The organism is Thiopseudomonas sp. SA1F2-1K (genome assembly GCF_057443035.1).
Genome location: NZ_CM172014.1, coordinates 94,296 through 109,293, shown reverse-complemented (window position 1 = coordinate 109,293; position 14,998 = coordinate 94,296). Strand labels below are relative to the sequence as shown.

The following is a 14,998-nucleotide window of genomic DNA, read 5'->3' as shown; positions in this document are numbered from 1 at the left end:
CCCGCGTGACCCAAGAGTCAAAAATTTACTGCACCGCTAAAAAAGCCGCTGTTAGCAATCACTCCCAGCGGCTTTAAAGGTGTTAGTCAAGCACCGAAATATCGGCTACCGCCAAGAATAAGCGGCGTAACTGCGCCAGCAACGCATGGCGGTTATTACGAATATCGGCATGCTCGGCATTCACCATTACATCATCAAAGAACTTATCCACCGGCTCTTGCAAACTGGCTAAACGGGATAATACTTCGCTGTACTGATGTTGTTCACGCAGAGGTTGAGTTGCTTGCTCGGCTAGTTGCAGCGCCGAATACAAGGTGAACTCAGCCGGCGTATCAAAGAACCGCGGCTCAATTTTTACCTGTTGGGCATCGGCACTTTTACCCAGTAAGTTCGATACACGCTTATTAGCTGCCGCTAAGGCTTGCGCCTCTGGCAACTGAATAAAGCTTTGTACCGCCTGTACTCGCTGATCAAAATCTAGCGGCGAGACGGGATGAATCGCACGCACCGCTTGATAGACCTGTACATTGACCCCTTCGTCTTCGTAGCGCGCACGTAAACGGTCAAAGATAAATTCTTGCACTTGCTCCAACAAGCCTGCCGCTTTGATTCGCTCGCCAAACTGGGCAATCGCCTGTTGTAAAATCGCTGGTAAATCAAGTTCGAGCTTTTTCTCGATCAAAATTCGCAGCACACCTAAGGCCGCACGACGTAAGGCATAAGGGTCTTTAGAACCTGTTGGCAACATACCAATGCCAAAAATCCCCACTAAGGTATCTAGCTTATCGGCAATCGCTACTGCCGCACCGGTTAGAGTGCTAGGTAGCTCAGCTCCGGCCCCACGTGGCATATACTGCTCGTTCAGAGCTAACGCCACCTCACCTGGCTCTTGGTTCGCTTGGGCGTAGTAGTAGCCAGCGATACCTTGCATCTCAGGAAACTCGCCGACCATTTCCGTAGCAAGGTCGCATTTTGAGAGCAAACCTGCACGCTGTGCCTGCTCGACATCACCGCCAATTTGCTGGGCGATAGTGCCCGCTAAGGCCGAAACCCGTAACGCTTTTTCATACACGGTGCCCAGCTGCGCTTGGAATACCACTGATTTTAACCGCTCATTAAAGTCGGCTAAGGGCTGCTTTTGGTCTTGTAGATAGAAGAACTCGGCATCGGTTAAGCGCGGACGCACCACTTTTTCGTTGCCCTCAATCACCTGACGCGGATCTTTACTTTCAATATTAGACACGGTGATAAAGCGTGGTAGTAACTTGCCTTCAGCATCTAACAAGCAGAAGTACTTCTGGTTATCTTGCATGGTGATAATCAAGGCTTCTTGCGGTACAGCCAAGAAGTGCTCTTCAAATGAGCAGACTAACGGCACAGGCCACTCAACCAGTGCAGTGACTTCATCAAGCAAGCTTGGCGGCACAATGGCGGTGCCCTGCTGCTCGCTGGCTAACTGCTCAACGCGGCGCTTAATCAGCTCGCGGCGCTCATTAAAGTCGGCAATCACATAGCCGGCACGCAGTTTATCAAGGTACTCGCTGGGCTTATTGATGGTGATCGCTTGATTATGATGGAAACGATGGCCATAGCTGAGGCGATTAGCGGTTTGCCCAAGAATCTCACAGTCAATGATTTCGCCACCAATAATCATTAATAACCACTGGGTGGGACGTACAAACTCATTACGGCTCGCACCCCAACGCATCCGCTTGGGCACCGGTAGACTATTCAGCGCGGTTTCCACGATCGCTGGCATTAACTCTGTGGTTGGCAAGCCTGCAATCTGACGCACATAGCGCAATTTAGCCCCACTGCGATCCACTTCGCTTAGCTCTACGCCGCACTTACGGGCAAAGCCTTCTGCAGCCTTAGTCGGTGCACCAGTTTCATCAAACGCCACATGAACCGGTGGCCCTTCTAAGGTGACTTCACGATCTGGCTGCTGAATTTCTAAGCCTTCGATCATGACCGCTAAACGACGTGGAGCCGCATAAAAACGCGCTTCACCATGCAGTAAACCGTTTTCTTTAACCCCTTTTAGCACCCCTTCTAAAAAGGCTTTACCTAAACTTTGCAGGGCTTTCGGTGGCAGCTCTTCGGTTCCTAATTCGACTAAAAAGTCTAGGTTGTTCATTCTGCTGCCTCCAATTTAGCTAATACTTCATCACGCAAGCTGGCTTCGGCCATCGGGAAACCTAGTTTAGCCCGGGCCTGTAAATAACTTTTGGCCACCGCACGTGCAAGGGTGCGAACCCGTAAAATATAACGCTGACGTTCGGTCACCGAAATGGCCCGGCGCGCATCCAGCAAGTTAAAGGTGTGGGATGCTTTAAGCACCATTTCATAGGTGGGTAAGGGTAAATCTAAAGCAATTAAGCGATTGGCTTCGCTTTCATAGAAATCAAATAACTCGAACATTTTTTCAACATTGGCATGTTCAAAGTTGTAGGTGGATTGCTCGACTTCGTTTTGATGGAACACATCGCCATAGGTCACGACACCAAAGGGGCCATCGGTCCAAACTAAGTCATACACCGAGTCCACGCCTTGCAAGTACATGGCTAAGCGCTCTAAACCGTAGGTGATTTCACCGGTCACGGGGTAACACTCAACGCCACCGACTTGCTGAAAATAAGTAAACTGGGTGACTTCCATACCATTGAGCCACACTTCCCAGCCTAATCCCCACGCACCCAGCGTTGGCGATTCCCAGTTATCTTCCACAAAGCGTACGTCGTGCACCTGGGTATCAATACCGATACGACGCAGCGATTCTAGGTATAAGTCTTGAATATTGTCTGGGTTAGGCTTGAGCACCACCTGAAATTGGTAGTAATGCTGTAAACGGTTAGGGTTTTCGCCGTAACGGCCATCAGTTGGACGACGCGAGGGCTGCACGTAGGCCGCATTCCATGTTTCGGGGCCAATCGCGCGTAAGAAAGTAGCGGTGTGGAAAGTACCCGCGCCTACTTCCATATCGTAAGGTTGTAATACAATACAGCCCTGCTCGGCCCAGAAGCTCTGCAAGGCGAGAATCAAATCCTGAAATGTGCGTACCGCAGGTGTTGTCTGGCTCACAAAAATACCCATTTAAAAACTGGCATGAAAGCCCACAGTATACCTAAGCTCGGCTCGATTGTCGCAGCGCAGATCAGCGGAAAAAGTCTCAGTCAATAATTTTATCTATCCCAACTCTAGGTAGTGCTAGTTAAGCCTCGGCAAGACTAAACTTTAGTCGGCTTTTGGCATCCCATTGCCCTTAGGTGTAGCATGAGCCTAGGTGCTCACAGCCACTTACCATCGCCACTCGTCTTCTCGACGTATCTTGGCGTCCTACACCCCCATACCTTTAGATAGGAGACCTAAAGCACCATGGAACTGTGGAAATCCTTTCGCGCGTTGTATTTTGCCACCCTACTCATGCTCCTTGGCTCAGGTTTATTAAGTACCTACCTAGCCTTACAAATCGCCGATAAAGCCAGCAGTATCTGGGTGGGTGCTTTGATGACAGGGTTTTATTTAGGACTGGTACTTGGCGGTAAGTTAGGACACCGGCTGATTGCCAGGGTGGGTCATATTCGTGCCTATGTGGCCAGTGCTGGTGTTGTTACCGCGGCGGTGCTCGGCCATGGCCTGACTCAAGAGTTGAGTATTTGGCTGGGTCTGCGGGTCATTGTCGGGCTGGGCATGATGTGTATGTACATGGTGATTGAAAGCTGGCTTAACGAGCAGTCCAGTGCCCATGAACGTGGCTTAGTGTTTTCTGGCTATATGATGGCTTCTTATCTGGGGATGGTCTTAGGGCAACTGGTGTTGGTGGCGTTACCTAGTTTGGGCACTCAATTGCTGTTATTGGTGGCCTTGTGTTTTTCTTTGTGCTTGGTGCCAGTGGCCGTGACTCGCCGGATTCACCCCGAACCGTTACGCCCTGCGCCATTAAATCCGCGCTACTTTATTAGTAAAATTCCTCTGTCGATGATTACCGGAATCACCGCAGGCCTGGCCGTTGGTGCGTTTTATGGTCTAGCGCCACTCTACGCCAAGTTAATTGGCCTACCGACCGATAAAATTGGTTTGTTTATGGCGATCTGTATTGTGGCCGGCTTATTGGTGCAATGGCCTATTGGTTGGTTATCTGACCGCTTAGCACGGCCCACGTTAATTCGTGGTTGCAGTATTATTTTAATGCTTACCGCACTGCCGTTAGCTATTTTTAGTGAATTCCCATTATGGGCAATCTTTACCCTAGGCGCGGCCAGTAGTGCGCTATTTTTTAGCTTATATCCGCTGGCTGTGGCTTTAGCCAACGACCATGTGGATGCCGATCGCCGGGTGTCGCTCACCGCGGTTATGCTGACTATTTTTGGTGTTGGCGCCAGTATTGGCCCACTGTTGGCTGGGTCTTTAATGAACCTGATAGGTGCCAATATGCTGTACGCATTTTTTACCGTGTGTGCGGTGATTATTGCAATCTGCGTGCACCCAAGCAATATCCCAGAAGATACAGTGGTCGAAGATACGCTACAGCACGTGGTGATGCCCGACAGTTTAAGCAGCTCGCCGTTAGTTGCGGCCCTTGACCCGCGGGTTGATGAAGCAGTGGTGCAAGAGCAAATGCAAGAAGTTAATCTGGACGATATCGCCTTAGATTCTGAAGAACAGCACTATTAATCCCCTAGCCTGCGGGTGAAACATAATCCCGCCTAGGTTTTAGCTTAAAATCCCAAGCCTTAATCGGTTTGGGATTTTTTTGCCCGCAGCCTTGAGTAACTCTGCATGAATACGGTTATCAAACAACTTAGTTTTATCACGATTTTAATCACTCTGCTCAGTGTCAGCTTTTGGTTTAGTGCCAGCTGGTTACAGTTGTGTGCAGGCCTTGCCTTATTTTTATTTGGCATGCAGTGCCTTGAAGAAGGGTTAAAACAGTTAGCCGGCAGCAAACTGGATACCTGGCTAGAACGCAGCACCGCCACCCGCGGCAAAAGTTTTTTATTTGGGATGGGCGGCACCATGCTCTTGCAATCCACCACGCTGATGTCGTTATTGACCATTGCCTTTATCAGCACTGGATTGATTCAACTGGCTGGCGGCATTGCCATTTTGCTCGGTATTAACTTAGGCACCAGTGCTGGCATTTGGCTACTGGCCGCTGCCGGTCAAGGCTTTAGCCTGAGTCCATTAGCCCTGCCACTACTGGTATTTGGCGTGCTGGCGGGCTTTCATGGCAGCAAAGGTAAAGCCGCTGGTCGCTTAGTATTAGGCATTGCCTTTATCTTTTTAGGCATCGATCAGCTTAAAGTGGGTTTCAGTGAGTTTGGCGACTCGATTGATTTTACCCAAGCGGTGGATAACACCCTAATAGGGCAACTGATTCTGGTGGCAATTGGCTTGCTACTGACTTCAATTTTGCAATCCAGTCACGCCACCTTAATGCTGATTTTAGCCGCGCTCGCCACCGGACAAATCGAGCTATGGCAAGGTATGGCGCTGGCCATTGGTGGCAACGTGGGCAGTAGCGTGACCACTGCCATTGTCGGCTGGTTGGGCGGTAACCGGGGCGGCCAGCGCCTTGTTTTAGTGCACGTGCTGTTTAACCTAAGTGTGGGAATTATCACCCTGCTCTTGTTAAGTCCCTTAGCTTGGCTTTGCCAATGGCTGATGCAGTGGTTAGCTGCAGGGGATAATCCACTGTTGCAGCTGGCACTGTTTCAAACACTATTTAATTTAATTGGCGTTGGCTTATTTTGGCCATGGCAAAACTTACTGGAAAAAGCGCTGATTAAGCTACTGCCCGATCGCCAAGAACCAGAAGTGCTCATTGCCGACCAACAGCTCTCTGCCCATAGCGCACTCCTTACCCAAGCTCGCTATCTCAGTGCCTCAGCGTTAACGTCGCCCGACACAGCCTCACGGGCAGTGGTACAAGAGCTGCAGCACTTAGGCCGCCTAAGTCTGGAGGTGATTTGCCATGCGCTCTACCAACCAATTCAACAACTACTCGCGCCCACCCTTGATGAAGCCCGCTTAATGGCCCGCCCAGAGCGTGAATGGTTAGATGCCCAAGTGCTCTACGAGCGTCATATTAAAGGGGTATATGGCGACCTATTAGACTTTATTAGTCGTTTAGATATTCCCAATGAACCAGAACAGCAACAGTTTTGGCGCACGGTACAAATTGTTGCCCTGCAACTGGTGGATGCGGTTAAAGACGCTAAACACCTACAAAAAAACTTGGGGCGGTTTTTGCAAGAAAGCAGCCCCTGCATGCAACAAAACTACTTTGAACTCAGAAAACATCTGATCTGGGTGCTTCGCCAAGTCCGGGAAATGGGCTTACTCGAATTACCGGATGAAGTCTGGCGCACGCGCCTAGACTGGTTTGATGGGCAGGCAGCACAGTTTGATCATCTGTTTCGCCAGCAAATTTTTGCCCAAGTGCGAGATGCGCAATTAAATGGTCATGAAGCCAGCTCGCTGATGAATGATCTAGGTTACTGCAGCCGTATTACCCAAAGCTTACGTAATGTAATGCAATTGGGCTTATCCCAAGAAGGTGACTTATTACGGGAAATGCGCCGCTTAAGTGACAATGACGAGATGCCACTGATTTCGGTTTAGCCAAAAAAAACGCCAAGTATCCCGTTGGCTACTTGGCGTTAGTGATTGAGCAGATTATGCAAGCTGCGCAGTAAAACTTAAGCTTTACCAGTAATGATCAGGTACTTTTCCATCAGCTCATCTTTGCTTTCAACGTTATTAGGATCTAACGGAATGCAATCTACTGGGCATACTTGCTGGCACTGCGGCTCATCATAGTGCCCCACACACTCGGTACAGAGCATGGGATCAATCTCATAAATTTCTTCGCCCTGCGAAATCGCGCTATTCGGACACTCCGGCTCACACACATCGCAGTTAATACAATCATCAGTGATGACTAGCGCCATGATTGGCTACTCCTACAAAACATTATTCCGCGCAACGAGTCAGCTAATTAGCCGCTTTTTCAGCTGCCACTTGCCGACGGCGCTCAGCTAAAGCCGCCTCTACTGCGGGATGCACAAACTCAGAAATATCTCCTTCAAGCGCCGCAATTTCTCGCACTAAGGTTGAGGAAATAAAGGAGTATTTTTCTGATGGGGTTAAAAACATGCTTTCAACATCAGGGGCTAGTTTACGGTTCATATTCGCCAGTTGAAATTCATACTCAAAATCAGAAACTGCACGCAAACCACGCATCAGTACATGGGCATCGACTTCTTTTACAAAGTGCGCCAGTAGATTGCTGAAGCCCAATACCCGTACATTAGGTAAATGCGCTAAGGCTTCTTCGGCCAAGGCTACGCGCTTTTCTAAGCTAAATAATGGCTGTTTTTTCGGGCTGGCCGCAACCGCTACAATTACTTCGTCGAAAATGCGGGCCGCACGCTCCACAAGATCGCTATGACCGCGAGTGATGGGGTCAAAGGTACCAGGATATAAAACGCGCTTCATCGCGATGTCCTTTACAGTGTCCAATTTAAGGGGCAAATCTTAACGCACCCAGCGCTTGTGGGCAAAGGCTGAGTGCGTGGACCGGTTAAACAGCGTGAATTAAACGAACTTACCCTGCTGAAAATCATTCACTGCTTGGTAAATCTCCTCTTTGCTATTCATCACAAAGGGGCCGTATTGCGCAATATCTTCTTTTAGTGGTTTGCCCGCTATCAATAACACCCGTGTTGGCTGCTCAGCACTACGCAAAGTAACACCATCGGCAGCTGCTGAATTATTTAGAATCGCTAACTGATGGCTACTCACTCTCTGCCCAGCCAATCGCAGCTCTCCTTGATAAGGCACGACAAAAGCGTTCATCTCGGCAGCCAAGGCTTGGGAAAACTCACTATTAGCCGGCAAGCTGATATCTAAAATCAGCGGCTCGGTGACTGGGCGCTGAATTGCTCCTCGCACCCCATGGGTTTCGCCCGCCAAAATTTTTACCTGTACGCCCTGCTCGGTTTCTATAGCCGGAATTTGCTCGGGGTTTACATCTTGATACCACGGCTGATCCATTTTATTGACTGCAGGTAAATTCACCCATAATTGAAAACCCTGCATTAAGCCTGCGCTTTGCTGGGGAATTTCTGAGTGAATCACCCCACGTGCTGCACTCATCCACTGCATCCCACCGTCTTGTAATAAGCCCTCATTACCTTGGCTATCGCGGTGTAGCATTTTGCCGTGCAGCATATAAGTAACTGTCTCAAATCCCCGATGTGGGTGGTCAGGAAAGCCGGCAATGTAATCATCCGGATTATCGCTACCAAAGGCATCGAGCATCAAAAATGGATCTAAACGACGCTGCAGTTGTTGCCCAAGTAAACGGGTAAGTTGCACGCCTGCACCGTCTGAGGTTGCTTGCCCAGCCACGACTGATTCAATTTCGCGGCTACGTTGAATCGCTTGTTGGGTAACGTGTTTCATCTCAATCTCCAGCGTCGTTAATAACAGGGTTCAGAAATTATTGCACCTGCTGAGCAATATCTTGTTCGGCCTCAGCAAAACCTTGGGCGGCGGCATCGGGGCCCATATTTAATCCTTCGGCATACACAAAACGCACATCAGTTAATCCAATAAAGCCCAGTACAGTTTTTAAGTATGGAGTTTGGCTATCTTGCTCAGTACCACGGTAGCGCCCACCTCGGGCAAAGCCGACGTACACGGTTTTATCGGTTAATAAACCGACGGGGCCATTTTCGGTATAACGGAAGGTAGTACCGTTACGGCACAGCGCATCAATCCAGCTTTTTAGTTGAATCGAGTTACCAAAGTTATACATCGGCACACCGAGCACCAGCACATCGGCTGCTTGCACTTCAGCAATTAACTGATCATCTAAGGCCACGCGGCGCTGCTGCTCAGGGGTGCGCAGCTCTTCTGGCGTAAATAGCGCTTGAACACCAGCGCTGTCTAATACCGCGGGTGATTGCTGGCCTAAATCACGAATGATTACTTCAGCTTCTGGGTGCTTATTGAGCAAGGCTGCCGTTATTTGGTTAGCAATCTTTGTAGAGTTAGCTTGATCACCGCGTACGCTGGCATTCACTTGTAAAATTTTCATCGAGAGTTCCTTAGCACTGGCTGGATAAAATAAAATAATTAATCGTTAAATGTGGGGTTATCCTAGCAACTGTTGCGCACACTGATTAGAGAGGAAAAATGGATAACATTGTTCCACCTAAAGAACAATTAACCGCAGATGATTTGGTGATCTTTGCCAAAGTGGTTGAACTTGGCAGCTTTACCGCCGCCGCCAATCGCTTAGGGTTGCCTAAGTCCACCGTTTCTCGGCGGATTAGCCAGCTAGAACAGGTATTAGGCGAGCAGGTGTTACTACGCACCACAAGGCGTTTGCGCTTAACTGAATTTGGCGAACAGTTACTCGAGCACGCGCAACAAATTAGCCTTGAAGTAGGTGCAGCTCAGCAGCTTAGCGATAGTCGTCAAGCCCAACCAAGCGGGCGATTACGGGTATCAATGCCGGCTGACTTTGCTAATATTTTATTGGTCGATATGCTGGCGGCCTTTAGTGCGCTGCATCCCCATGTCAGTCTTGAGCTCGATTTATCTGCCCGCCGAGTTGATCTCTTAGATGAAGCTTTTGATCTGGCGCTGCGCGTTGGCAATGTGGATGACAATCCACAATTAATTGCCAAACAACTGCGCGTCTTTGAATGTGGCTTGTATGCCTCAAGTGCTTACTTACGAGAACGAGGCACGCCTGCCACGCCCGACCAGCTAATGCAGTTTGACTCGATCCGCTTAATGACTGGCCAAGGCGCCAGTATCCCGTGGTTACTAAAAAAAGGCCAAGAACAATGGCAAGGCTTACCTCCTGGACGCCTCACTGCCAACTCGCCAGAACTGTTGATTAATTTGGCCTGCCGCGGTGCAGGTATCATCGCCGTGCCTCACTATTTTACGCAAATTTATCAGCACAAAAACCTGCTGCAGCGGGTATTACCTGAGTGGTACTTACCAGCGCAAACCGCGTGGGCGGTGTTTCCTAGTCGCCAATTAATGCCCACTAAAACCCGTGCTTTTTTAACGATGCTAGAAACTGCACTGCAGTTTGACGACTAATTTAAACTTTGCGCAGCGCACATGCGCGAACCCTTAGCCCTATTCTCGGTCGATTAGTTTATCGCCACCACTGACTCTAGGTAGGGTAATGCCATGTCTCGTACCGCTAAAATTTCCCTGGGGCTCCTGTTTAGCCTGTTATTGTTAGTCATCGCCATTGAATGGCTACTACCCCTTTGGTTATTACACTACCTCAATCAAAAACTAGATAATTTAGAGCAATATCGTGGCCATATTGAGCACATTGATCTGCAATTATGGCGTGGGGCTTATCGAATAGACCAACTCAGCATTGTTAAAAAGAATGCAGAAATTCCCGTCCCTTTATTTGCCGCCAAGCAAATTTTTATCTCGATTAGCTGGCCAGCTCTTTGGAACCGGCACTCTGTTGTTGCCACCGTCAGTTTTGAACAACCTGAAGTCAACTTTGTTGATGGCGGCCGAACAGGTGCTTCACAAACCGGTCAGGGCGTGGACTGGCGTCAGCAACTGCGGCAATTAGTGCCGATTAAGCTTAACGAAGTACACATGATGGACAGCTAGCCTTTTACAATTTTACCACCCAGCCCAAAGTGCATCTGTATGCTGATCAAGTTCAAGGCAGCATCAGTAATCTAACCAATATTGAGGACGCTCAAGGTCAGCGAGTGGCGCACTTTACTGGGCATGGCCAGTTATTTAATGCGGCCAAAATAGAGGCTAGCGCCTCCTTTGACCCCTTAACTGATTGGCAAAACTTTGCCATTAAAGCCAAAACCACGGACGTGGAACTCAAACACTTTAATGAATTTACCCAAGCTTACGCTAAGTTTGATTTTGCTAAAGGTACTGGCGAAACAGCACTAAAAAACCAAGCAAAAAATCAGTTTGCCACCAAGGTTGAGCTTAAAGGCACCACCCAGCACGCCAAACTGAGCCCCTTACAAGCTTTTTTATCAGTGCTAAAAAATGGCTTTGTTAAAGCCTTTACCCCTACCTACGAGTCTGCTCAGTAACTGGTGACGGCGCACTTTAAACTCAACACCGCCACCGCCATTAACTTTGTGTGCTTAGGCTTGATTAAGTAATGCCTGGATCTGCTGCTTGAGCTGATCCATTCGCACTTGATCACCGGCTATGGGTTCCCCTACTCGCAGTCCCACTTTGTTCCAAAGGCCACGACGCAATGGCTTTTTCATCGCTACTCCCTCAATTCGGCTAAAGTACGAACCCCATAAGTTAGTGAGCGCCATAGGGATCACCGGTACCGACAAGCCCGCTTGTTTGGCTGAGGCTAAAATTTTTAATAGCCCCGGTTTAAACGCTCCTAGCTCACCATCACGGGTAATCGCTCCTTCAGGGAAGATCGCTAACACATCACCGTTTTTTAGCACCTGCGCTGCTTGCTCAAAGGCTTGCTCATAGGCGGCCGCATCATCGCGCTGGGGTGCAATAGGAATGGCTTTGGCTAATTTAAATACCCAGCCTAAGACTGGAGTTTTAAAAATCCGGTGATCCATTAAAAAGTAAATCGGCCGGGGGCTAGCAGCCATAAGCAAGACCGCATCAACAAAGCTGACATGGTTACAGGTTAAAACCACCGGTCCCTGCTGGGGAATGGCCTCAGCATTACTAACCTTAAAGCGATAAATAAGGTTGGAAAGTAGCCAAGATAAAAAGCGTAAAAAGTACTCCGGCACCAGCATAAAAATATAAAAAGTTACTAGTGCATTCATCACCCCAACCACTAAAAACACTTGGGGAATAGTTAAACCCGCAGCCAATAAACCACCAGCAAGTAAGGAGCTAGCAATCATAAAGAGTGCGTTTAAAATATTATTGGCAGCAATCATCCGTGCCACATGAGTCGGTTCCGTACGCATTTGAATCAAGGCATACATTGGCACGCTGTACAGGCCGGCAAATAAGCTTAAACCGAATAAATCCACTAATACCCGCCAGTGTGCAGGCTGCTGCATAAAAGCGGCTAGACCCATTTCGGCCTGATTTGGCAAACCACGGGTAGAAAAATACAGATCCACCGCAAACAAGCTCATGCCAATAGCGCCAATCGGCACTAAACCAATTTCTACTTGGCGGCGGCTAAGAGTTTCACAAAGTAAGGACCCGATAGCAATACCCACCGAAAACACCACCAGCAACAATGAAGCTACTTGCTCATTACCCTGCAGTACTTCTTTGGCAAAACTGGGAAACTGACTTAAAAATACCGCGCCAAAGAACCACATCCAGCTGATCCCCAGCATAGAGCGAAACACCACCGGGTTGGCTCTTGCCTGCTTTAGGTTGCGCCAGGTTTCAGTCACAGGATTCCAGTTAATTTTTAGCTGTGGATCAGTAGCCGGTAGCTCTGGCACGGCTTGTGCGATTAAACGCCCCAGCACTGCTAAACCCAAGCAGGCTGCCGCGACCTGATAGTGACCTATTTCGGGCACCGCAATCATTAAGCCACCTGCGACGTTACCCAATAAAATCGCCACAAAGGTGCCCATCTCAATCACCCCATTGCCACCGGTTAGTTCACGCTGATTGAGGACTTGGGGTAAATAGGCGTATTTCAGTGGACCAAAAATGGTCGACTGCAGCCCCATTAAAAAAGTACATAGTAATAACACCACAGGACTTTCTAGGACAAAGCCCACAACCCCCAGCAGCATAATGCCGATTTCTAAATCTTTAACGTGGCGAATTAATTTGGTTTTGGCGAACTTATCGCTGATTTGTCCTGAAGTCGCCGAGAATAATAAGTAAGGAAAAATAAACAACGCAGCAATCACAAGACCTGCCATGCTCGGTGGCATCCAGCTGACACTCAGCTGATAGGTGACCATTACGGTAAAGGCAAACTTAAATAAGTTGTCGTTTGCAGCTCCTGCAAACTGCACCCAAAAAAATGGCGCGAAACGCTGTTGTTTAAGCAGACTAAACTGACTGCTATGGTTTTCGGGCGACGCTTTCTTAGAGCTTTTCATCGGTCTGTTCTACCCTGTTACTCAAGCGCCAAGTGCCAACACTTGACGCATTCACTTAAAATTAACCGGCGGTTAATCGTTAATTATTAGAACCAATAGACCGACTGGAAGTAACATTTTGTGCTTTTTTTAGCGAAAATTTACTCAATTACTCTAAAAACAGCTGTAGTAAATCATTTAAAAACAGCTGCCCTTGGACGCTAGGTCGTAAATACGCAGGATTTTTGTCTAACAATCCCTTGTGCTCGGCCTGCTGTCGGCCTGCTGCTAATTGGGCTAACGGCAAGCCTGTGCGCTGGCTAAACAGCGTACTCGGCACACCCTCAACTAAACGCAGGGTGTTCATCAAAAATTCAAATGGCAGATCTTCAGCCATCAGCACCTTACTGCCGGCTAAAAAAGCTTTATCAGGATTCAAATAATCCGCAGGCTGGCGGGTTTTCCACATTCGTAGAATTTGGCCATCGGCTTGGGTAATTTTGCCGTGGGCGCCAGCTCCAATGCCTAAAAAGTCACCAAATTGCCAATAATTAAGATTGTGCTGCGCTTGATAGCCAGGCTTGGCATAGGCTGAGGTTTCATACTGGCGATACCCCTGTTCAGCTAACAGTGCTTGCCCTTGCTCTTGAATATCCCACAGGGTGTCGTCTTCAGGCAGTACCGGCGGCTTACTCCAAAACAGCGTATTGGGCTCCATGGTCAGTTGGTACCACGAAATATGGGTCGGCTGCAAAGCAAAGGCACGGGCTAAGTCATCCATTGCATCTGCCACAGTTTGCTTAGGTAAACCGTGCATGAGGTCTAAGTTAAAGTTATCAAACCCAGCCGTGCGTGCCATATCTGCGGCGCGCATGGCTTCTGTGCCGGTATGTACTCGCCCCAGTACCTTAAGCTTATCGTCTTGAAAGCTTTGCATTCCAATCGATAACCGATTAATGCCGGTCTGGCGAAAGCCGGTGAATTTTTCTTGCTCAAAGGTACCCGGATTAGCCTCTAAGGTAATTTCAATCCCTGGCTGAAATGGAATTAACTGCTCGACTCCGGTTAAAATCTGTTGCATGGCATTGGCAGAAAACAGACTAGGAGTGCCTCCACCAAAAAAAATCGAGGTCAGTTTACGCCCTTGCACCCAAGCTAAATCTTGCTGCAAATCCTCAAGCAATGCAGCCACATACGCTGCCTCAGGTAATTCAGGGCCAGCGGCATGGGAATTAAAATCGCAATACGGGCACTTACGAATACACCACGGAATATGGATATACAGTGAAAGCGGCGGTAACTGCAGCAAAGAACTGGGCATTTACAGTCCTAAGCGTTGCTTAAGCAAACGCATCGCCAGCGCCCGATGGCTATGCTGATTTTTTAACTCTGGAGCTAACTCGGCGCTACTGCACTGATGCTCCTCAAGCCAAAATAAAGGATCATAGCCAAAGCCATGTTGGCCTTGGGCTTGCAGCAAAATACGGCCCTGCCACAGTCCTTCACACACCAGCGGTAGTGGATCAGCCGCGTGGCGCATAAGTGCTAAAACACAGACAAACTGCGCACCCCGTGCAGCTTCAGGTACACCTTCAAGCACGCGCAGTAACTTGGCGTTATTCGCCGCATCACCTTTAGCGCCCTCATCGGCGGCAAAGCGCGCCGAATAAATACCCGGCGCACCGCCTAAATAATCCACAGCCAATCCCGAATCATCGGCTAAGGCTGGTAAACCCGAAACTTCGGCAGCATGTCGGGCTTTTAAAATAGCATTTTCAATAAAGCTTAAGCCCGTTTCTTCGGGCTCGACTTGGCTAAACTCAGCAATCGAGCGCAGTTTGACCTGCGCTCCGAGCATCGCTTGTAGCTCTTTGAGTTTGCCTGGGTTATGGCTGGCGAGAACAAGTTCTTTCATTAAG

The 14,998-nt window shown here is 48.8% G+C and carries 12 protein-coding genes and 1 pseudogene; 4 read left to right on the top strand and 9 right to left on the bottom strand.

Annotation, left to right across the window (positions count from 1 at the left end; all coding sequences use genetic code 11):
• Positions 1 to 82: 82 nt before the first annotated feature.
• Both glyS and glyQ read right to left on the bottom strand, forming a co-directional pair.
• Positions 83 to 2,137, bottom strand: coding sequence for a glycine--tRNA ligase subunit beta (gene glyS, locus AC2T15_RS00505; protein ID WP_486778465.1), 2,055 nt, complete (start codon positions 2,135 to 2,137; stop codon positions 83 to 85).
• A complete protein-coding gene (gene glyQ, locus AC2T15_RS00500) occupies positions 2,134 to 3,081 on the bottom strand; it encodes a glycine--tRNA ligase subunit alpha (protein ID WP_486778464.1) in 948 nt (315 codons plus the stop codon). The genes glyS and glyQ overlap by 4 nt, the downstream gene beginning before the upstream one ends.
• 294 nt (positions 3,082 to 3,375) lie before the next feature.
• On the opposite strand from glyQ, the gene AC2T15_RS00495 reads away from it, so the two are divergent.
• Together AC2T15_RS00495 and AC2T15_RS00490 are read left to right on the top strand one after the other, a co-directional pair.
• Positions 3,376 to 4,674 (top strand): MFS transporter, encoded by a 1,299-nt coding sequence (locus AC2T15_RS00495; protein WP_053105017.1) that lies wholly within the window; start codon positions 3,376 to 3,378, stop codon positions 4,672 to 4,674.
• Between the two features lie 105 nt (positions 4,675 to 4,779).
• On the top strand, positions 4,780 to 6,624 hold the full coding sequence (locus AC2T15_RS00490) for a Na/Pi cotransporter family protein (protein WP_286639629.1): 1,845 nt from the start codon (positions 4,780 to 4,782) through the stop codon (positions 6,622 to 6,624).
• A gap of 77 nt (positions 6,625 to 6,701) precedes the next feature.
• Here the strand turns inward: AC2T15_RS00490 and AC2T15_RS00485 are convergent, their stop codons facing one another.
• The 4 genes from AC2T15_RS00485 to AC2T15_RS00470 form a co-directional block, all read right to left on the bottom strand.
• Positions 6,702 to 6,953 (bottom strand): YfhL family 4Fe-4S dicluster ferredoxin, encoded by a 252-nt coding sequence (locus tag AC2T15_RS00485; RefSeq protein ID WP_053100901.1) that lies wholly within the window; start codon positions 6,951 to 6,953, stop codon positions 6,702 to 6,704.
• A 43-nt stretch (positions 6,954 to 6,996) separates the two neighbouring features.
• Positions 6,997 to 7,500 (bottom strand): pantetheine-phosphate adenylyltransferase, encoded by a 504-nt coding sequence (coaD, locus tag AC2T15_RS00480; protein WP_053100900.1) that lies wholly within the window; start codon positions 7,498 to 7,500, stop codon positions 6,997 to 6,999.
• 99 nt (positions 7,501 to 7,599) lie between these two features.
• Positions 7,600 to 8,445, bottom strand: coding sequence for a pirin family protein (locus AC2T15_RS00475; RefSeq protein ID WP_486779053.1), 846 nt, complete (start codon positions 8,443 to 8,445; stop codon positions 7,600 to 7,602).
• Between the two features lie 61 nt (positions 8,446 to 8,506).
• Positions 8,507 to 9,106 carry an FMN-dependent NADH-azoreductase gene (locus AC2T15_RS00470; RefSeq protein ID WP_286639630.1) on the bottom strand — a complete coding sequence of 200 codons (600 nt, stop codon included), beginning with the start codon at positions 9,104 to 9,106 and terminating at the stop codon, positions 8,507 to 8,509.
• A 98-nt stretch (positions 9,107 to 9,204) separates the two neighbouring features.
• Here AC2T15_RS00470 and AC2T15_RS00465 point away from each other — a divergent pair, with 98 nt between their 5' ends.
• Together AC2T15_RS00465 and AC2T15_RS00460 are read left to right on the top strand one after the other, a co-directional pair.
• Positions 9,205 to 10,128 carry a LysR family transcriptional regulator gene (locus AC2T15_RS00465; RefSeq protein WP_486778463.1) on the top strand — a complete coding sequence of 308 codons (924 nt, stop codon included), beginning with the start codon at positions 9,205 to 9,207 and terminating at the stop codon, positions 10,126 to 10,128.
• Positions 10,129 to 10,221: 93 nt separating this feature from the next.
• A pseudogene (locus AC2T15_RS00460) lies at positions 10,222 to 11,123 on the top strand (AsmA family protein).
• Positions 11,124 to 11,177: 54 nt separating this feature from the next.
• On the opposite strand, the gene AC2T15_RS00455 reads toward AC2T15_RS00460, so the two are convergent.
• The 3 genes from AC2T15_RS00455 to rdgB form a co-directional block, all read right to left on the bottom strand.
• Positions 11,178 to 13,100 (bottom strand): MFS transporter, encoded by a 1,923-nt coding sequence (locus AC2T15_RS00455; protein ID WP_486778462.1) that lies wholly within the window; start codon positions 13,098 to 13,100, stop codon positions 11,178 to 11,180.
• Positions 13,101 to 13,248: 148 nt separating this feature from the next.
• On the bottom strand, positions 13,249 to 14,400 hold the full coding sequence (gene hemW / locus AC2T15_RS00450) for a radical SAM family heme chaperone HemW (protein WP_486778461.1): 1,152 nt from the start codon (positions 14,398 to 14,400) through the stop codon (positions 13,249 to 13,251).
• Positions 14,401 to 14,994: an RdgB/HAM1 family non-canonical purine NTP pyrophosphatase gene (rdgB, locus tag AC2T15_RS00445; RefSeq protein WP_486778460.1), complete on the bottom strand. Its 594-nt coding sequence runs from the start codon at positions 14,992 to 14,994 to the stop codon at positions 14,401 to 14,403.
• Positions 14,995 to 14,998: the final 4 nt, after the last annotated feature.